This is a genomic window from Bradyrhizobium sp. BRP23 (genome assembly GCF_020194135.1).
GTDB classification, from domain to species: Bacteria; Pseudomonadota; Alphaproteobacteria; order Rhizobiales; family Xanthobacteraceae; genus Bradyrhizobium; species Bradyrhizobium yuanmingense.
Window position 1 is genome coordinate 452,207 of sequence record NZ_JADYVW010000004.1, and the last position, 17,978, is coordinate 470,184.

21 protein-coding genes are annotated in these 17,978 nt (G+C 64.7%); 6 read left to right on the forward strand and 15 right to left on the reverse strand.

Going from position 1 to position 17,978, the window contains the following annotated elements; translation table 11 throughout:
• Positions 1 to 54 precede the first annotated feature (54 nt).
• From I6F24_RS13745 to I6F24_RS13755, 3 genes are all read right to left on the reverse strand, one after another.
• The gene (locus tag I6F24_RS13745) at positions 55 to 555 is read right to left on the reverse strand and encodes a hypothetical protein (RefSeq protein WP_035997695.1); all 501 of its coding nucleotides are present in this window, start codon (positions 553 to 555) and stop codon (positions 55 to 57) included.
• Positions 552 to 1,163: a permease gene (locus I6F24_RS13750; RefSeq protein ID WP_057028225.1), complete on the reverse strand. Its 612-nt coding sequence runs from the start codon at positions 1,161 to 1,163 to the stop codon at positions 552 to 554. Before I6F24_RS13750 ends, I6F24_RS13745 begins: the two co-directional genes overlap by 4 nt.
• A gap of 257 nt (positions 1,164 to 1,420) precedes the next feature.
• Complete coding sequence (locus I6F24_RS13755; protein ID WP_027573470.1) at positions 1,421 to 2,017, reverse strand: superoxide dismutase; 597 nt, start codon at positions 2,015 to 2,017, stop codon at positions 1,421 to 1,423.
• 245 nt (positions 2,018 to 2,262) lie between these two features.
• Between I6F24_RS13755 and I6F24_RS13760 the strand changes: the two genes are divergently transcribed.
• The 3 genes from I6F24_RS13760 (at position 2,263) to I6F24_RS13770 (ending at position 4,802) form a co-directional block, all read left to right on the forward strand.
• Positions 2,263 to 2,790: a GNAT family N-acetyltransferase gene (locus I6F24_RS13760; protein ID WP_225126500.1), complete on the forward strand. Its 528-nt coding sequence runs from the start codon at positions 2,263 to 2,265 to the stop codon at positions 2,788 to 2,790.
• A gap of 82 nt (positions 2,791 to 2,872) precedes the next feature.
• Entirely contained in the window at positions 2,873 to 4,258 is a 1,386-nt protein-coding gene (locus I6F24_RS13765) for an MATE family efflux transporter (RefSeq protein ID WP_035997689.1), read from the forward strand.
• A 109-nt stretch (positions 4,259 to 4,367) separates the two neighbouring features.
• Entirely contained in the window at positions 4,368 to 4,802 is a 435-nt protein-coding gene (locus I6F24_RS13770) for a DUF2147 domain-containing protein (protein ID WP_035997687.1), read from the forward strand.
• On the opposite strand, the gene I6F24_RS13775 is transcribed toward I6F24_RS13770, so the two are convergent.
• Positions 4,799 to 5,950 carry a DUF3095 domain-containing protein gene (locus tag I6F24_RS13775; protein WP_036021328.1) on the reverse strand — a complete coding sequence of 384 codons (1,152 nt, stop codon included), beginning with the start codon at positions 5,948 to 5,950 and terminating at the stop codon, positions 4,799 to 4,801. The two genes, I6F24_RS13770 and I6F24_RS13775, sit on opposite strands and share 4 nt — an antisense overlap.
• Positions 5,951 to 6,171: 221 nt before the next feature.
• Here I6F24_RS13775 and I6F24_RS13780 point away from each other — a divergent pair, with 221 nt between their 5' ends.
• Positions 6,172 to 6,549, forward strand: a complete 378-nt coding sequence (locus tag I6F24_RS13780) for a hypothetical protein (RefSeq protein WP_050995834.1) — start codon at positions 6,172 to 6,174, stop codon at positions 6,547 to 6,549.
• 4 nt (positions 6,550 to 6,553) lie between these two features.
• Here the strand turns inward: I6F24_RS13780 and I6F24_RS13785 are convergent, their stop codons facing one another.
• The 10 genes from I6F24_RS13785 to I6F24_RS13830 all read right to left on the reverse strand — a co-directional run bounded on the left by I6F24_RS13785 (position 6,554) and on the right by I6F24_RS13830 (position 16,064).
• A complete protein-coding gene (locus I6F24_RS13785) occupies positions 6,554 to 6,763 on the reverse strand; it encodes a hypothetical protein (protein ID WP_036021325.1) in 210 nt (69 codons plus the stop codon).
• 126 nt (positions 6,764 to 6,889) lie between these two features.
• A complete protein-coding gene (locus I6F24_RS13790) occupies positions 6,890 to 7,612 on the reverse strand; it encodes an SDR family NAD(P)-dependent oxidoreductase (RefSeq protein WP_036021322.1) in 723 nt (240 codons plus the stop codon).
• Positions 7,605 to 8,987 (reverse strand): fatty acid--CoA ligase family protein, encoded by a 1,383-nt coding sequence (locus tag I6F24_RS13795; protein WP_036021319.1) that lies wholly within the window; start codon positions 8,985 to 8,987, stop codon positions 7,605 to 7,607. Before I6F24_RS13795 ends, I6F24_RS13790 begins: the two co-directional genes overlap by 8 nt.
• Complete coding sequence (locus tag I6F24_RS13800; RefSeq protein ID WP_015688794.1) at positions 8,974 to 9,219, reverse strand: acyl carrier protein; 246 nt, start codon at positions 9,217 to 9,219, stop codon at positions 8,974 to 8,976. Before I6F24_RS13800 ends, I6F24_RS13795 begins: the two co-directional genes overlap by 14 nt.
• 143 nt (positions 9,220 to 9,362) lie before the next feature.
• Complete coding sequence (locus I6F24_RS13805; RefSeq protein ID WP_036021317.1) at positions 9,363 to 11,168, reverse strand: long-chain-acyl-CoA synthetase; 1,806 nt, start codon at positions 11,166 to 11,168, stop codon at positions 9,363 to 9,365.
• Between the two features lie 211 nt (positions 11,169 to 11,379).
• Complete coding sequence (locus I6F24_RS13810; RefSeq protein WP_035997672.1) at positions 11,380 to 11,658, reverse strand: DUF3551 domain-containing protein; 279 nt, start codon at positions 11,656 to 11,658, stop codon at positions 11,380 to 11,382.
• Positions 11,659 to 11,826: 168 nt separating this feature from the next.
• Positions 11,827 to 13,704 carry a molecular chaperone HtpG gene (htpG, locus tag I6F24_RS13815; protein WP_036021314.1) on the reverse strand — a complete coding sequence of 626 codons (1,878 nt, stop codon included), beginning with the start codon at positions 13,702 to 13,704 and terminating at the stop codon, positions 11,827 to 11,829.
• A gap of 111 nt (positions 13,705 to 13,815) precedes the next feature.
• Entirely contained in the window at positions 13,816 to 14,238 is a 423-nt protein-coding gene (locus tag I6F24_RS13820) for a hypothetical protein (RefSeq protein ID WP_036021311.1), read from the reverse strand.
• Positions 14,239 to 14,475: 237 nt separating this feature from the next.
• Entirely contained in the window at positions 14,476 to 15,102 is a 627-nt protein-coding gene (locus I6F24_RS13825; RefSeq protein WP_036021308.1) for a nuclear transport factor 2 family protein, read from the reverse strand.
• A 155-nt stretch (positions 15,103 to 15,257) separates the two neighbouring features.
• Positions 15,258 to 16,064, reverse strand: a complete 807-nt coding sequence (locus I6F24_RS13830) for a response regulator (RefSeq protein WP_035997648.1) — start codon at positions 16,062 to 16,064, stop codon at positions 15,258 to 15,260.
• 231 nt (positions 16,065 to 16,295) lie between these two features.
• Here I6F24_RS13830 and I6F24_RS13835 point away from each other — a divergent pair, with 231 nt between their 5' ends.
• Positions 16,296 to 16,529, forward strand: a complete 234-nt coding sequence (locus I6F24_RS13835; RefSeq protein ID WP_036021339.1) for a NepR family anti-sigma factor — start codon at positions 16,296 to 16,298, stop codon at positions 16,527 to 16,529.
• The gene (locus tag I6F24_RS13840) at positions 16,529 to 17,077 is read left to right on the forward strand and encodes a sigma-70 family RNA polymerase sigma factor (protein WP_018316216.1); all 549 of its coding nucleotides are present in this window, start codon (positions 16,529 to 16,531) and stop codon (positions 17,075 to 17,077) included. Before I6F24_RS13835 ends, I6F24_RS13840 begins: the two co-directional genes overlap by 1 nt.
• A gap of 87 nt (positions 17,078 to 17,164) precedes the next feature.
• Here I6F24_RS13840 and I6F24_RS13845 read toward each other — a convergent pair whose 3' ends face one another.
• Positions 17,165 to 17,863, reverse strand: a complete 699-nt coding sequence (locus I6F24_RS13845; protein WP_035997645.1) for a nitroreductase — start codon at positions 17,861 to 17,863, stop codon at positions 17,165 to 17,167.
• Positions 17,864 to 17,978: the final 115 nt, after the last annotated feature.

Here is a 17,978-nt window from a genome sequence, read left to right on the forward strand (position 1 = left end):
GCGGACGTTATATTATAACATTACGCCTGTCCACGGCGGGACTGACATCGCGGCTCAGGGCTTGCCGATCACCATGGCGATGGCGGCTGCCACGAATGGGAACGGCACCGAGACGGCGCAGCGGAACCAGACGAAACGGGCGGGCATGAACGGGATCTCCCACAAGATCACCCGCTGGAAGGCGAACAGCGCCCAGGCGACGACATAGGCAACCACCTGCGGCACCCCGCCCCCCGACTTCAACGCCACGGTGCCGATGGAGAAGCCGACCACGGGACCGCCGGGCGTGGCGGCGCCGGCGACCACGGCGGTGGCAACCCCGAGCCAGCCGCTATCAGGGCCGAGCCAGCCGGTGATCACCTCTTGCGGGATGATGGCCGCGATGTAGCCGGAGCCGATCACGCCAAGCGCAATCCGCGGCACGATGTTGACGAAATCCATTGTGCCCTCGCGCAGCGAGGCCACGAACACCGGACGCCCACGACGAAAGGCGATCAGCCCGACGCCGAGCACCGAGCTCCACAGCAGGATGTCGATCAGAAGCGCTGCGCTCAACTCTCGTCGTCCTTCGCGAGCGGCTTCGGATAGAGCCTGACATAGACGAAGCGGCCGAGGGCGCCGGCGAGCACCGGCAGCGGCAGCGAGATCACGATCCGCCACAGCGTGAAATCGGTGCCCATGATCGGGATTTCCCAGGCGACCGCCCGGCCATAGCCGATCAGCGTCCAGCTCACGACCATGGCGATGGTGGCGCCGAAATCGGCGCCGACCGCGAGCAGCGCGCTCGCCACCGGGTAGGCCGTGAAGGGACCGCCGGGCAGAATCGCGCCGAACGCCGTGCCGATCAAAAGGCCCATCAGGCCGGACTTCGGCCCGAGCGAGCGCGAGACTTTCTCGTGCGGCAGGATTTCCGAGATGAAGGCCCCTAACAGGCAGCCGGCGAGCACGCGCGGCAGGATGCCCGAAAACAAGGAGAGATCGTGGGTAAGGATGTCCAGAACGCCGTCGGTGCCGTCCCGCCGCCAGACCAGTGCCGCACTCACCGCCACCAGAGCTGCGATGATGATGGTCGACCAGCCGATCGGCTTGCGGACCCGGCCCGGCCGCGGCTCGGATTCCGCGTCGCCGGAAGGCGCTGGATGGTTCGGGGAAGGTTCTGACAACGGGCTGGGTCGCTCGAGGGTGATGCCCGTCCTGATTAAGGGCGGTGTTCCCCCGATGCAAACGGTGTGACGACAGACCCATGCGCGCGCCACGCAGGGCAATTCCGCACAGCAAAAAGGCGGTCGCGCCTGCGACCGCCTTTGTTTCTGTCATTCCGGGGCGGCGCGTCAGCGCCGAACCCGGAATCCATCGGGCGTCACCCGAGCAGAAAAATGGATTCCGGGCTCGCGCTTCGCGCGCCCCGGAATGACACCTGTCACGCCTTCTCGAACAGGGACTCCACGTATTCCCAGTTCACGAGGTTCTCGACGAACGCCTTGAGATAGTCGGGACGGCGATTGCGATAGTCGATGTAGTAAGAGTGCTCCCAGACGTCGCAGCCGAGGATCGGTGTGGCGCCGTGCACCAGCGGATTCTCGCCGTTCGGGGTCTTGGAGATCTCGAGCTTGCCGTTCTTGACCTGGAGCCAGCACCAGCCGGAGCCGAACTGGCCGACGCCGGCCGCCTGGAAGTCGGTCTTGAACTTCTCGAAGCCGCCGAGGTCCTCGTTGATCTTCTTCTCGAGCTTGCCCGGCAGCTTGGTGCCGCCGCCATTGGGCTTCATCCAGCTCCAGAAGTGGATGTGGTTGTAGTGCTGGCCGGCGTTGTTGAACACCGCGGGGTTCTTGCCGAACGAGCCCTTGACGATCTCTTCAAGGGACTTGCCTTCCCATTCGGTCCCCTTGAGCGCGTTGTTGCCGTTGGTGACGTAGGCCTGATGATGCTTGTCGTGGTGATATTCCAGCGTCTCCTTCGACATGTACTGGCCGAGGGCGTCATAGGCGTAAGGAAGTGGGGGCAGCGTAAAGGTCATGGCTTCTTGTCCGCAACTGGTGGGGAACGAGTTCTAACGGTCACCCCTTATAGAAGGTTCCGCGGCCATTAAATACCTCAGAATTTGCGAAAAGGCGTGACTTGGCGCGTCCTGCTTGAATGCACAAGTTCGCCGCAATCCGGCCGCCGTGATCAGACCTGCGGTTCGCTGTAAAATATCATTGCCTTTGAGGCGCTTAAGACAGAACAAACGCGCGAAGAAGCGGAGCTGTGGAGGACGAGGCCATGAGCATCGAGATCGACATATTGAACGGCGACGCCTCGTGGCCGAGGGCCGAGCCGCTATTTCAGGCGGTCTGGGCACCGCAGTTGGTCGCAGGCAAGCCCTGGGCTCATGTCAAATGGGCCAATGCCGATCTCCGCGTGCTGGTCGAGACGCCCGAGGATGGTCTCGTGTGCCATGTCGGCATCTACTTCCGCACCATCACCTGGAATGGACAGAAGGTTCATATCGGCGGCATCGGCGGCGTCTCGACGCGCGAGGACCAGCGCGGCCGTGGCTATGCGACCGTGGCGATCGACGCGGCGGTGCATACCATGCGCGCCAACGAGGCGGTTCGGTTCGCCCTACTGGTCTGCGAGCCGCACAATTTCGCGTTCTACGAGGCCCGGAGCTGGCTGCCGTTCAAAGGCGAGGTCTATTGCGAACAGCCGGAAGGGCGGATTCGGTTCACCTACATGGCGCCCTATGTCTTCCACATCGTGCGTGCGCCGACGCTGGGCACCATCGACCTATGCGGCCTGCCGTGGTGAGCCCTGCGTGAGCCAGGGCTGCGCCGGCCGGCTCATTCTCTTATAATATGTCGGTCATCATTTAATTTTCCGCCCGGTGAACATGACGATCGACGCCCCCGCAGATGCCGTCCCGCCGGTTGCGCCGGTCGCCTCCCCCATCGCGAGCCTCCTGACCGCGCCGATCCTGCCGACGCTGCTGCGGCTCGCGATCCCCAACATGATCGCGATGGTCGGCAGCACGCTCGTCGCAGTGGCTGAGACCTCCTATATCGGCCGGCTCGGCACCATCCCGCTCGCCGCGATCGCGCTGGTGTTTCCGTTCGCGATGCTGACGCAGATGATGAGCGCGGGCGCGATGGGCGGCGGCGTCTCGTCCGCAATCAGCCGCGCTCTCGGCGCAGGGGATCGCGACCGCGCCGCGACGCTGGCGCTGCATGCCGCCATCATCGGCCTTTGCGGCGGGCTGTTCTTCACGGTGATGATGCTCGCCTTCGGCCGCTCCTTCTTCGCGCTGCTCGGCGGACGCGAGCGCGTGCTCGAGGAGGCCAGCGGCTATTCGCAGGTGCTGTTCTCCGGCGCGGTCGCGATCTGGCTCGTCAACACGCTGGCCTCGGTGATCCGCGGTACCGGCGACATGCGCCTGCCTTCGATGATTCTGATCGGCGCGAGCGCGCTGCAGATCGTGCTCGGCGGCACGCTGGGGCTCGGCCTGTTCGGAGTGCCGCAATTCGGCATGCCGGGCGTGGCGAGCGGGCAGCTGATCGCGTTCAGCTGCGCGGCGATCTTCTTCATCTGGTATCTGTTGTCGGGGCGCAGCCGGCTGCCGCTGGATGTCCGCGCCTTTCATTTCGAGCGCGCGATGTTCCTGGACATTCTCAAAGTTGGCGCGGTGGCCTGCCTGTCGCCGCTGCAGACCGTGCTCACCATTCTGATCTTCACGAAGATCCTCGCGACCTTCGGCACCGAGATGCTGGCGGGCTACGGTATCGGCTCGCGGCTGGAATTTCTGCTGATCCCGATCACCTTCGCCTTCGGCATCGCCTCGGTGCCGATGGTCGGCATGGCGATCGGCGCCGGGCATGTGAAGCGCGCGCGGCGTGTCGCCTGGACCGCGGCTGCCGCCTCGGGACTCACGGTGGGGCTGATCGGTCTCGTCGTTGCGCTCGCGCCGTCACTGTGGGTCGGGCTCTTCACCCGCGATCCCGGCGTCACCGCCGCAGCGCACAGCTATTTCCACTGGGCCGGTCCGGCCTTCGTGTTCTTCGGCATGGGCGTGTCGCTTTACTTCTCCTCGCAAGGCGCCGCACGCGTCGGCGGGCCCGTGCTCGCCTCGACGGCACGGCTTCTGATCGTCGCGATCGGCGGCATCGGACTGATGACCGCGCAGGCTCCGGCCTGGACCCTGTTCGCGCTGGTCGGGGGCGCCATGGTCGTGTTCGGGCTTTCGACCGCCGCCTCGGTCGCATTCGCGCGCTGGGGCAAATGATCGCAGGCAAATAAGCGCCGGCAGATAAGCTCAGAGATGTGATTCCCTCGGGCGTTGCGCGCGCTCGATTTGCTGCTATGGAGTCGCCTCCATTCCAGGGCTCCTCTCCATGACATTCAGATTCGTCGCTCTCACCGTCATTCTGGCTGCGCTGATCGGTGCGCCTTCCGCCTATGCGCAGAGCGCCGACGGGACCTGGCTCACGCAGGCGGGCGATGCACGCGTCAAGATCAGCAAATGCGGCGGCGGCATCTGCGGCCACATCGTCTGGCTGCGCGAGCCCATGGACAGCGCGACCGGTCAGCCCGCCACCGACAGCAAAAATCCCAATCCCGCGCTCGCCAGGCGCCCGATGATCGGCCTGCCATTGTTCAGCGGCATGGAGCCGACGGGACCGAACAAATGGTCGGGCCAGATCTACAATGCGGACGACGGCAGCACCTATGCGAGCAACATCAGCCTGACTGGCGCGGACGCGCTGCGGGTCGAAGGCTGCGTCGGCGCGCTCTGCGGCGGTGAGACCTGGACGCGCGCGGGGCGCTAACCCGCTGCCATCATCGCCTTCAACGCCGTCGCCGCCGAGGCATAGCCGCCGCGCGCGCCGTCGATGAAATGGACGTGATCGCTGCGCAGCGCCGACGGCGCGAAGCAGGTCATCATCGCAGCGTCCTGCTGGTAGAGGCCGTAGCGCACGATGCCCTCGCGCGCAGCGGCTTTGAGACGATCGTTCAACGCGCGCTCGAGCTGCGGCGTGCAGTCCAGAATCATGCGCAGGCCGTCGTCGTATTTACGGAAGTCCGAGTTCTCGACCACCTGCCGCTTGTAGAGGCTGGGCACGAAACCGCCGATCTTGATGTCGAAGCGCATGATGAAATAGGCGAACAACGTATAGGCGAGTACGCTGGCTCTGCGCGCGAGCAGCGGACCCCCGCGCCTGGTTCGGGCCTCGAATTCCACGCCCTGCGGCGGCCATTTCAGCGGCGGCCCCTGCGGCGGCACCGGCCGGCCGCCCTCCGGGCTGCGCTCGACGAGATGAATGATGTCCTCGATCACCCTGCGGAAGGCCACCTGATCGACGCCGCGCGCCGGCATCACCAGCACCGACAGGATCAGGCCGCGCGCCGCCGGCATCACCTCGAAACGACACGACAGGCCCGAAAGGTCCGGCTGCGTGCCGGCGGGCGCCTCATCGACGGCAAACTCGCCGCGCTTCATCGCGGCGTCGGCCCAGGCGAGCCCGCCGCCCGAAAACATCGCATAGGACAGGTTGGCCGACGGCCCGAACCGGGCGACGCGCACATCGAGGCCGTGTGTGCGAATGACGCTGACCGGCACCAAGGCGACGCGCAGGGTCAGATCGAGGCCTTCGCGCACCCAGGTCGCGGTCGCAGCCAGCGCCTGGCGGGCAAGCTCGACGTCGTCTGGCGCCACCGCGAAGCTGGCGCCGTCGCCGCCGAACACGAAGGGAAATTCCCGCCCCTGCAGCGCATTGGTCACCGCCGCGATCACGGCGGCACCGGCCATGTTCACGGCCTTGTAGCGCTGCGCCGCGATCGCCTTGGTCGAATCGACGATATCGGCAACACCGATGCTCCAGTCGTCCGGCAGCGGCGCATAAAGCGCAGGATCCATCAGGCTGGTGAAGCCTCGGAAGACGGGAATGCCGCCATAGAAGGACTCGCCTGAGCTCATCGGGATTGCCGGACTGTTGGAATGCGAAGCAAGATACGTGGCAGGATCGATCCGGGTTCGCTGGCTCGCGCCCCCTTTCGATCATTGGCCGAAAGTGGCCCGGACAACAAGATGCGGCCGCCTTGCAATGCCTCGGCGGGATCATTGATCGGCATCAAACGGCCATCCGGGGAGAGCGGCTATCGTCGGTCGGCTCCAAGGGGTTGCATGGGAAAATCGAGGTGTCCGACTTCAGCAGCAAGGACTCCACCTCTCCGGTCCGCCGGCGCACGGGTGTCGACCCGATCAGCGCGGTGAAGATGCCGGAAAGATTGACGGAGGCGGTCGATGCCTGGGCTGAAGCTCACCGCCTGACCCGCTCGGATGCGATCTGCAAGCTGATCGAGCTGGGGCTGAAGTTGGCACTCCCCGTCTCCGCGCCCGCGCACCCGGTCGTATCGGACGCGACCAAGATCGAAGAGATCGCAGTGCATGAGATCGAGTTACTGCTCGATCCGGCATTGCCGCCAGACGAACGCGAGCGCCGCATTCGCCGCCTCACCGAAGGGCCGCCGGAATTTTCACAGGAACGATTCGACCTGCCGAAGCAGCGGCCGTGAGCGGCTAGTGCAGCTTCTCGTCCCGACGCTTGCGCAGCTGGGATGCAGGGACGTCGTGGCAGCCGATCAGGCGCACGAATTGCTGCGGATACGCCTCGTGGCCGTGATCGCCGGAATTCTGATGCGACATCGGCGGGCAGCGGACCTCATCCGACTTCACACGCACCGGCTCTTTCAGGGCTCGGCTTGAAGCGGTCATGTCTGAAGTGGCCATCGACTGCTCCCCTTCGTTTAGGGCAGATCGATTGACGTAAACCAATCGATTGCGGGGCATCTTACGACCAAATCCGGCTGGCTGTCATTGCGCACGATCAGCGCAATTGTGGCAGCCGGGTTCCGTCTACGCCGTGTTCCCGGCATCGATGGTGAACACGGTGCCGGTGACGTTGCGGCCGCCTTCGCCCAGGAGGTATTCCACCATGCGCGCGACGTCATCCGTCTCCGGCAGCCGGCGCAGCGCGCTGCGGCCCGCAATGCGCTTGCGGCCTTCCTCAGACAGATTGTGGGTGAGCTCGGTGTCGATGAAGCCCGGCGCGATCGCGTTCACGGTGATGCCGAGCTTGCCGACCTCACGGGCCAGCGAGCGGGTGAAGCCGGTCGCGGCGGCCTTGGTCGCGCCGTAGACGGAGAGGCCGTTATAGCCTGTCGTCGCGATGATCGAGGAGATGTTGATGATGCGGCCGGCGCCGTCGGCCATCATCTGGCGCGCCACATATTTGGTGAGGATGATCGGCGACAGCACGTTGAGCTGCACCAGCGCCTCGATCTCGGAATTGTGCATGGTGGCCAGCAGGCCTTCGGTGCCGAGACCGGCATTGTTGACGAGGCCGTAGATCGGGCCGAATTCGTCGCGCACGAGCTTTGCGAAGGCCGGGATTGCATCGATCACGGCAAGATCGCAGGCACGGAAATGCAGGCGCCCGTCGGCGGCTGCGATGGCCGCCTTGAGCTCTTCGCTTTCGCGCCGCGCCGCCGCGATGACGTTGAAGCCGGCCGCGACAAGGCGCTTGCCGATCGCAAGCCCGATGCCGCGGCTGCCGCCGGTGACGAGAACATTATGCATCGGTGCGCGCCAGTTTTCCGGCCGGGGTGACGTCGAGCGCCTCGACGAAGCGGAGGACCGCCGGCACCTTGTGGGATGCGAGCTGGGCGCGGCACAGATCCAGGATTTGGTCGCGGATCTCTTTCGCGCGCGCCGGATCGGTGCCCTCGGTGAGGATCACGTCCGCGACGACGATGCCGCCGGTGATCGGGCTCTTGCGCGACTTCGCGCGCGACATCCGCACATCCGGATGGCGGTTGATCACCGCCTCGATCTCCTCGGGGTGGACCTTCAGCCCGCCGATATTGATGATGCCGCCGCGCCGGCCGACGAAATAATAGCGGTTGCCGCGCAGCTCGACGATGTCGCCGCTGTCGACAAAGCCGTCGTCGTCGGTGAGCGCGGAGGCGTTGCGGCCGATATAGGCATGAGCCGTGCGCGTCGAGCGGATGCGCAGCGAGCCGTCGACGACTTTCATCTCGACGCCGTTGCGGTTGCCGAGATAGTCGGCCGGAAAGCCTTCCAGCCCGTCATTGACGGCGAACCCGACGCCGGCCTCGGTCGAGGCATAGGCATGGCCGACGGACGCATGGGGGAATGCCGCCTTCAGGCCGTCGAGCACGGCTTGGTCGGCGATCTCGCCGGAGAGACGGACGTAAGCCGGGGCGAACTGGGCGGCCGAGCCGCTCATCAGGAGCTTGCGCCAATGCGAAGGCGTGCCGGAGATATGCGAGACACCGCGCGCCTTCAGCCGCGCGACGTGATCGGCGAGCGCCTCATGGGGATCGGACAGCACCAACGAACCGCCGGAGAGGATGGCACGGAGAAAGATTTGCAGGCCGCCATAGCGGCGGATGTCGTAGAACGTTGCCCAGACCGGTGCAGGTCCGCGCGATGGGCCTTCGGCGACGATCGCGCCGGTCAGCGCTTCCAGCGTATGGCCGGCGATCTTTGGCACCCCCGAGGTGCCCGAGGTGAGCATCAGCCATTCGGTGCCGCGCGCGGTCTTGGCCGGCGCGGCGGCTTGCGGCGGCAATTGCGCGGTGACGACCAGCGGCACGCCGGACGCCGCCCAGAGTTCGGGCTCGTCGGTGACGACGGCATCGATCCCGGCATCCGCGATCAAGGCGCCGAGATGCGCCGGGTTGAGGTCCGGCGGACACAACAGCATGCGGCGGGCGATGCCGTCGAGCTCGATCATGGCAAGGCCGGACCGGAGCTGGTCCGACAGCTTGAGCAGCACGGCACGGCCAGAGAGCTCGTGCAGCCGCCCGCCCAGAACAGTGTGCGACAGGATGCCCGTCAGCGATACGACATCATGCGCATCGGAGATGGTGCGGCCTTTCAGCTCCGCGCCAAGATGGTCGCGAAGTGCAAAGATCTCACGCGGGGACATTTTCGTAGGCCCGCACGAAATCGCCCACCGTGGCGGGGAACGCTGCGTCCTCGGAAATGGTGAAGGGATCGACGCCGGTCTCGTCCTCGAGGCGGGCGACCAGGATGGCGAAGGCGAGCGAGTCGAAGCCCGTCTCATGCAGGGACAGATCGTCCGAGAGGGCGGGAAGCGTGACGTGCTGCTCCTTGGCGATCTGCTGAATCGCTTCAATGACCTTTGACCTTACCGACATGGCTGGCTCGCTTTGTTATCGATCTCGTTGTTGCGGCGGCTCTTGCTGACCGCCTCCCCATCGCGGTCTGTTTACCCGACAGAAGTAAATGGCTTCTTGGACAATTCAGATAAAATTGGACCTATCTCTCGATTTTGGTTGCCCTACAGCCTGATCGTACCGCCCGAGATGGCCGCATATGTCTCCGCGTCCAGCGCGACGTAGACGCCGGATATCGGGTCGAGCATGAACAGCGGATCGGCGACCGCGGCCGGGTCAAATCCCTCGCGGGCGAGCTCGCCCTTCTTCTGCTTGAAGGTCTCGGTGGCGTCGAGCTCGCGCGAGATACGGATGAAGAGCGGGCGGGCGTAGACCGGCAGGCGTTGCGCGAGATGGGCGGGCAGCGCGCTGATGTCAAAGCCCTCGTTCACGACGATCGCGCTCATCCCGGCCCGGCCGTCGGCGCCGGGAATGCTGACGCCATAGGTGGCGGCATCGACGACGCCAATGAAATCGCGCACGGCATCGTTCACCTCGGAGGTCGCGACATTCTCGCCCTTCCAGCGGAACGTGTCGCCGATACGGTCGACGAAATGGAAAAATCCCTTGTCGTCCATCCGCATCAGATCGCCGGTGCGGAACCAGGCATCGCCCTTGACGAAGACGTCACGCAAGACTTTTTTCTCGGTCTCACCGGCATCGGTGTAGCCCTCGAAGCGCCCACCGCCCTCGTCCGCGGTGCCGATGCGGCCGATCGCTTCGCCGGCCTCGCCGCGGCTGCAGGCGATGCAGAAGCCCTCTTCATTGCGCAGCGGCGCGCCGCTATCGGGGTCAAGCTTGACGAGCCTGGCAGGAAAGCGGTGCGCGAGCAGCGCCGGGACGCGGCCGATCGCACCCGGCTGGCCCTCGACGTTGAACAGCGAGAAATTGCCTTCGGTCGCGGCGTAGAATTCGAGGATGCGCGGAATGGCGAAGCGCGCCTGGAAATCCTCCCAGATATCGCCGCGCAGCCCGTTGCCGCAGGCGAGCCGCAGGCGATGCCGATTCTCGTATTCCGAGGGCGCGGCCTTGAGCAGGTAACGGCAGAGCTCGCCGATATATTGAAACAGCGTGCAGTCGTGCCGGACGATGTCGGACCAGAAATGCGAGGCCGAGAATTTCTCGGCGATCACTACCGAACCGCCGGCGGCCAGAATGCTGCACGGCGCGACGATGCCGCCGACCGAATGGAACAGCGGCAGACAATCGTAGAGCCGATCCTGCGGCGTCGCGCCGGTGAGGCCAGCGAACCAAAACCCCCAATTCAGGATGCGGCGGTGGCTGATGCTGGCCGCTTTCGGCAGGCCGGTGGTGCCGGAGGTGTAGATCAGCAGCGCACGGTCGTCGATGGTGACCTCGCCATGCTCCTCCGGCGATAGCGGGCCGTCGTCGAGAACGGCAAGCGCGACGTCGATCGCACGTTCGCTGCGGCTATCGCCATGCGTCCAGACTTTTGCCGCCGTCTTCAGATGAGGTGCCGCGCTGTCCAGCATCCCCGCTAGCTCATGCGCAACGATGACATGCATCGGCTTCGCGACATCAAGGCAGTGCGCGAGCGATTGCCCGACGAGCTTGGTGTTGATCAGTGCGACCACGCCGCCGACGCGGCTGATGCCGAGCCAGGCCGCGATATAATCGATGCCGTTCGGCATGATCAGCGCAACGGTATCGCCCTTGGACAGGCCGAGCGAGCGCGCCCAGCGGGCGTAGCGATTGATCCTCTTCGAGAGGCCTTCGTAATCGAGGCTTGCCTCGTCCGCCACCAGAGCAACGCGGTTAGGCTGGCGCTGCGCCCAATCGTCGACGACGTCGGCGAACAGGCGGCCCGGCAGCGTTTCGATCCGCGCGGTGAGCTCGATCGCCCTCAACCAGATCTTGGAAGCCGACGGTGCGCGCGCGGCTTTCGGCTTCTCGATGACGCCGGTGGTCATATTGTTTACTCTTTCGGGCGGTCTGCGGTTTCCGGCAGTTTAGCCCGCGCGCCCTGACCCAGGCGTTAAGAGACAAGGTAAAACCCGGTTAGGGCGCGATTAACTGTCGGCAGCGCGCAGCCAAGGTCGCACCCGCCGGCAGCGCGCCGACGGGTGTGACCAGGTCGAAAGAGCGATGAATGCAGAATTCCCGGCCTTGGTCCCGTTCGCCTCAGTGCACCTTCTTGGGACGCCGGCGCGGCGGCGGCGATTCGTTGAAGGCGTAATAGGGATTGAGGTCGCAGGTCGCGGCAAGGCCCGACGCCGTGGCGCGGCACTGCTCCAACGAGGTGAACGAGCAGTCGAAATAGTCACTGCCTCCGCCACCAGGGCCGCCACCGACGTAGCGGTGCATGCAGACGGGATAGGCCGGATCGTATCGCTGCGCGCTGGCATCCGCTGCGCCCAGCAGCGTGAAGACCGCGGTAAGAGTGAGGAATGACAAGCGCATGGGAAATCCTCGAACTGGTGACGTCGCTTCATATGACACAACATCTCGCCGTCCGCGACTGTTCCTGAGACCTGATGACGTCAAGGTGAGTGAGACGCGCAGCGCCAGAGGCGTTGCGCGATGAGCGATCTGACAACCTGGCGGTCCGAATGATGCTGCGAGGCAGCGCTAGCCGCCGAGCCCCTGCAACACCAGCCGGTTCAGCCGTGCCGCGAACGCCGCCGGGTCTTCCGGCAATTCGCCGTCCAGGATCTGCGCCTGCTCGAGCAGAAGCAGGCTGATATCGTCGACGACTGTCGAGCCAGCCTGCGCCTTGGTGACCGCGGTGACCAGCGGATGGCGCAAATTGATCTCGAGGATCGGCTTGGTCTTCATGCCGCGGTTCTGCTGCGACAAGATGCGCTCGAGCTCGCGGCTCGGACCCTGGCTGTCGGCGACGAGGCAGGAGGCCGAGCTGGTCAGGCGCGTCGAGACCTTGACGTCGCTGACGCGCTCGCCCAGCGCGGCCTTGATCACCGCGATGGTGGCTGCTTCGTCCGCAGCCGGCTCGTCCTTCTTCGCCTCGTCCTTATCGTCGATACGCGGAATCAAATCGAGATTGAGATCGCCCTGGCTCAGCGACTTCAGCGGCTTGCCTTCGAAATCCGAGGGCATCGAGGTCCAGAACGCGTCGACGGGATCCGACAGCAGCAGCACCTCGATGCCGCGCGCGGTCGCAGCTTCCAGCCGCGGATTGGACTTCAGCCGCTCAATGCTGTCGCCGACGAGATAATAGATCTCGGTCTGGTTCGGTTTGAAATCGGCGATGACCTGCTTCAGCGACCGCTTCTCGCCCGACGTGGTGGTGAAGCGCGACAGTGCGAGCAGCTTTTCGCGCCGCTCGAAATCCTCGTAGATGCCTTCCTTCAGCACCGGGCCGAAGGCGTCCCAGATCTTGGCAAAATTCTCGGGGTCCTTGTCGGCAAGGCTTTCGAGCTCGGACACCACACGCGTCGCCACCGCCTTGCGGATCTGCGCCAGCTGCGGATTGTTCTGGAGCATCTCGCGCGAAATGTTGAGCGGAAGATCCTCGCTGTCGACCACGCCGCGGATGAAGCGCAGGTACCCCGGCAAGAGGTCGGCATCGTCGGTGATGAAGACGCGCCGGACGTAGAGCTTCACGCGGCCCTTGCGGTTCGGCTCGAACAGGTCGAACGGCTTGGTCGAGGGCGCGAACAGCAGCACGGCGTAGGAGTAACGTCCTTCCGCGCGGTAGTGCAGCGTCATCGCGGGATCGTCGAAGGCAGAGGCGATCTGCTGATAGGCCTTCTTGTAATCGTCAGCCGTGAGCTCGGATTTGGAGCGCTGCCACAACGCGCTCGCCGAATTGATCTGTCGCGGCTCGCCGTCTTCGGGCACGAGCTCGATCGGAAACAGGATGTTGTCGGAATAGGCGGTGACGATACGCTCGATCTCGTAGGTCTCGAGATATTTCTTGGAATCGTCCTTCAGGTGCAGGACGATCTCGGTGCCGCGCGTCAGGCGCGCCGCTTCCTCGTCGCTGGCACGGGCGATCTCGAAGCCGGAGCCGCCGGAGGACGTCCAGGTCCACACATCGCTCTCGCCGGCGCGGCGGCTGATCACGACGATCTTCTCGGCGACCATGAAGGCGGAATAGAAACCGACGCCGAACTGGCCGATCAGGCCGAGCCCGTCCTTGGCCTCTTTCAATTTGGACACGAACGCCTTGGTGCCGGAGCGGGCGATGGTGCCGAGATGGTCGATCAGCTCCTGCCGCTCCATGCCGATGCCGTTGTCGGCGATCGTGAGCGTCTTGGCCGTCTTGTTCGGGACGATGCGGATCTTGAGTGCGTCGCCTTCGCCCAGCAGGGCGGGACTGGCGATGGCCTCGTAGCGCAGCTTGTCGCAGGCATCGGAGGCGTTGGAGATGAGCTCGCGGAGGAAGATGTCGGTTTCCGAATAGACGGAGTGCACCATCAGGTGCAGCAGTTCGGAAACTTCGGCCTGGAAAGGCTGCGTATGCACAGCCGTATCTGACGTCGTCATGCGCTTACCCGGTCAAACAAAAGGGAGGGAACCCGGATATAGCGCGAGGCAATGGCGGATCAAGAGGATGTGAAGTCTGGGTCCGCCAAACCACCCCTCGCGGAGAGGGGGTCAGGTCACGCAGCGGCCGGGCTGGAGCAGCCTTGCGACCTCGGTCAGGGAGCTGACCATCGGCTCACAGGCGATCGTCGGCTTGTTGCGAGGCTTCTTCTGGTTCTGGAGCAGCACCGGCGTCTTGGCATTGCCGGTCTCGATCACGGCGGGGACCCGCAGCAGCACCGACGTATCGGCGAGGTCGTTCAGCCGCATCGAGACGGTACGGGTGGGAACGGCTGCCGGTTTGATCTCTGCAAGCCGGTCTGCCTTGGCGGTGCGGTTGACGTTGTGACCCACCGCGACGGTGGAACCGTGGCTGGGGAGGTCGGCGACGGCCTGCCAGCGGTCTGCGAGATCATGCCCGGAGGCCAGTTGCACGGCACCGAGGGTGGCGACGACCGCAATTGCGCTCAAAAAAACCTTTTGAATCTGTGACATGGCTGCCGATCCCTCGCCCCATGGCGGGCACGGGAACAACGCCGCCGCAGGATCGGGGGTTCTCGACAGCTACGATCACTTAACCGTGTGCGAAAAATGCAGCAGACGGCAAAATATTTCGCGCGCCTTGGAACGACTTTCGCGCACAGGAGTCGTCTCAGCAGCCGGCTATTCCCCCCTGCCCCATAAGCCGGCGACGTAGGGCGCGACTGTGGTGATGCCAGTCGCGCCTTACTTTTATCTGGGGCCTACTTTCGCCTTTCCTGCCAGCCACTCCCGGCCCTCGCCATAGAGCTTCTCGACCTCGGGGCCGATCAGGCCCGGCATGTCGCGCTTCACGTTGTAGCCGATCAGCTCCTGCATGTAGGCGAGGTGGCGGTAGCCCTCGGGGAGTGCAGCCAGCGCATCCTGGTCGAGCCGAAGCGTCGCGGCGGGATCGACCGGGTCGATGCGGTCCTTCTCGTAGATGGGCTGGCGGCGGACGATGCCCCATTTGCCGATACCTGATGGGTCGTTCCGCTTCTCCAGGAAATCGTAGAAGCGTCCAGTGCAGACGACGTCGCAGAGCACGTCGTGCACGAGGCCGCGCTGCGAGATGGTCATCTTGGTCTGCGCGATCGCTCGCGCACCCGCAAGATCGATGCTGGTGCCGCCGAGGAAATGCAGGATGCGCACGCCCCTGGCAAAACCCTCCTGGCTGACCCGCATGAAATCCCGGGCCGGCCCCTGAAACCAGGTCGCGGACATCCAGCCTTCTTCGTGCCAAACCGTGGCAAAGCGCTCCCAGTCGCCGGCATCGCGCCACACCGCCCAGTTCTCGACGAGATCGCGGATGGCGAGACGATCGAGGAGTTGCTGGTCCATGGGCACGTCTCCGATTGGCGTGGTCGCACGCGCAGCTGCTACATGAGCTATGGGCGGCGAATTCAGCGCCCGTCAAGCGGGCCGGCGGCATGAAAAAAATCCGGCGTGCCTTGGGCACGCCGGACTTCGCTATTGGGACGGCCGCAGGCGCCTTGTTACGCCGCAGGCGCTTTGGGCGTGCGATTGCGCGAATTGCGCTGGAAGAACAGGGCCTGGCTCGCCACCGCCGATACCATCGCGGGCTGGAACGGCTTTGAGATCAGGAACGCCGGCTCGGGACGCTCGCCGGTGAGGAAGCGCTCCGGATAGGCGGTGATGAACACCACCGGCACCTCAAAGGTGCGCAGGAGCTCGTTGACGGCGTCCAGGCCGGACGAGCCGTCGGCAAGCTGGATATCGGCAAGGATCAGGCCGGGCCGCTTGTTCTTGGCCAGCGCCACCGCATCGGCATGGGTGCGCGCGACGCCGACGACGTTGTGGCCGAGATTCTTCACCAGGCTCTCGAGGTCCATGGCGATGAAGGTCTCGTCCTCGATGATCAGCACGTCGGTGGCGATCTCGGCGGCCATCTCGCGTCCGGCTGCGTCCGCAAGACGGCGCGTCTCGGCAACATCGGTGCCGAGAATGAAGGCGACTTCCTCTTCCGAAAAGCCCTCGAGCGAGAGCAGCAGGAAGGCTTGGCGCGGCAGCGGGGTGATGTTCGACAGCCGCCGTTCCGGCGGCATCGGCAAGGTCGTCACCTCGGCATCGTCGTTGATCGAGACTGAATTCCAGATCTGGGTGAAGAGCCGGAACAGGCCGGCCCGGGGCCCATGGTTCTCGTCGAGCACCGACGGATCGCCCAGCATGGCTTCCAACATGGCGGCGACATAGGCGTCACCGGAGGCCTGGCTGCCTGTCAGAGCCCGCGCGTACCTGCGCAACAACGGCAAGTGTTCAGCAACTACCTGTGAACGGGACATCCCCACTCCATTCGTCTTTGGGCCAACCTTGAGGTCCAATCCTGAGGTCAGGCATCACGCGGGGGGCCCAGGTTCCCCTGCTGGGCTGTCTACGCCTCACGACAACAAAAGTTCCGCCAAGCTGGGAACTTTTTGGCGCAGCTGGAATTGTGCCTATCCAGGGAACGGCTCCCGGTTGAGAAAACTTCTCGATTTTACAGTCACTTAACTCGGGGAAACGTGGAACAGGTCATGAAAGATCTCAAGTCTCAAGCCAGCAGAAGCACGAGCCCCGGCAAGGGAGGCCTGACTCCGGAGATTCAATCCCGGATCGGGCACCAGTTGCGCGCCATGTACGACGATGTCGTGCGACAGGGGGTTCCGGATCGGTTCGCAGAACTGATCAAGAAGCTTGATGCGCCGGGAGCGTCACCCCACGTAGAAAATGAGGGCGGATCCAACGACAACAACAATGGGAGGGATTAATGCCTCTCACGGACTCCCTGCGTAACGACATCTTGGCGGCCGTGCCTAGTCTGCGCGCCTTCGCCATCTCGCTCAGCGGCAATGCGGATCGGGCCGACGATTTGGTCCAGGAGACGCTGCTGCGTGCGCTCGCCAACATCGACTCGTTCCAGCCCGGCTCCAACCTGCCGGCCTGGCTATTCACGATCCTGCGCAATTTGTTCCGGTCGGACTATCGCAAGCGGCGGCGCGAGGTCGAAGATGCCGAGGGCAATTACGCCAAGACGCTGAAGACCCAGCCCTCGCAGAATGCGCACCTCGAATTCGAGGAGTTTCGCACCGCGCTCGACAAGCTTCCGCAGGATCAGCGTGAAGCCTTGATCCTGGTCGGCGCGTCCGGCTTCTCCTATGAGGACGCGGCCTCGATCTGCGGCTGCGCAGTCGGCACCATCAAGAGCCGCGTGAACCGCGCCCGCTCGAAGCTCGCCGCGCTGCTCTATGTCGACGGCGCCGAGGATTTTGGGCCTGACGAGACTGTGCGGGCCGTGATCGGCGGCAGCGGCGGCTGACCGCCGCCGTCAATCGCACCGGAACGAGACGAAGACGGCCGCTTCCACGGCTGTCTTCGCGCGCGATGCGTCCGGCTCACGTCGCGATCACACATCCACGAAGGTTGCGGTCTCGGCCACGCTCGCCCGCGAGGTGCGGTAGCTGTTGACCTTGTGCGCATGGTCCGCATAGCCGAACGAGATGCCGCAGACGACGCGGCGGTCATCGGGCAGATCGAAGTGGCGGCGGATCAGGCCGGAATGCCGCGCCAGCGCGGCCTGCGGAATGGTGCCGAGCCCGAGCGCCTGCGCCGCCAGCACGAAGTTAGAGACATAGGCGCCGCAATCGATCGCACCGTAGATGCCGAGCGGCTCGTTGGTGTGGATGATGGCGACATGCGGTGCGCCGAAGAAATTGTAGTTCTCCAGCGCCTGCTTGGCATAGGCCGCCTTGTCGCCGCGGGCGATGCCGAGCGTGTTGTAGAGCTGGAAGCCGCTCTCGCGGCGGCGATCGAGATAGACCCCGACATATTCGCGCGGTGGCGTGAAGTCGTAGTCATCGCCGAGGCCCTTCGAGGCCTCCGCGTAGATCGCCTTGCGAAAGCGCTCCTTGGCCTCGCCGCTGGCGATGATGACCTGCCAGGGCTGGCTGTTGCACCAGGACGCCGTGCGCTGCGCGGTCGCCAGCACATGCTCGATGGTGGCGCGATCGACCTCCTTGGGGAGAAATGCGCGAACGGAGTAGCGCTCGTTGAGGAGCTCTTCGAGCACCCCGATGCGGTCGTTCTGTCTCACTTGTGCGTCCATCACTCAGCTCGCCCTTTTTTCTTTTGGTTGGGCAGAGGCGCCAAGCGCCGTCCCACCACCATACTTACCTCGACGCACCTGCATATGGTAGGCATGCAATGTTTTGCCCACCCTG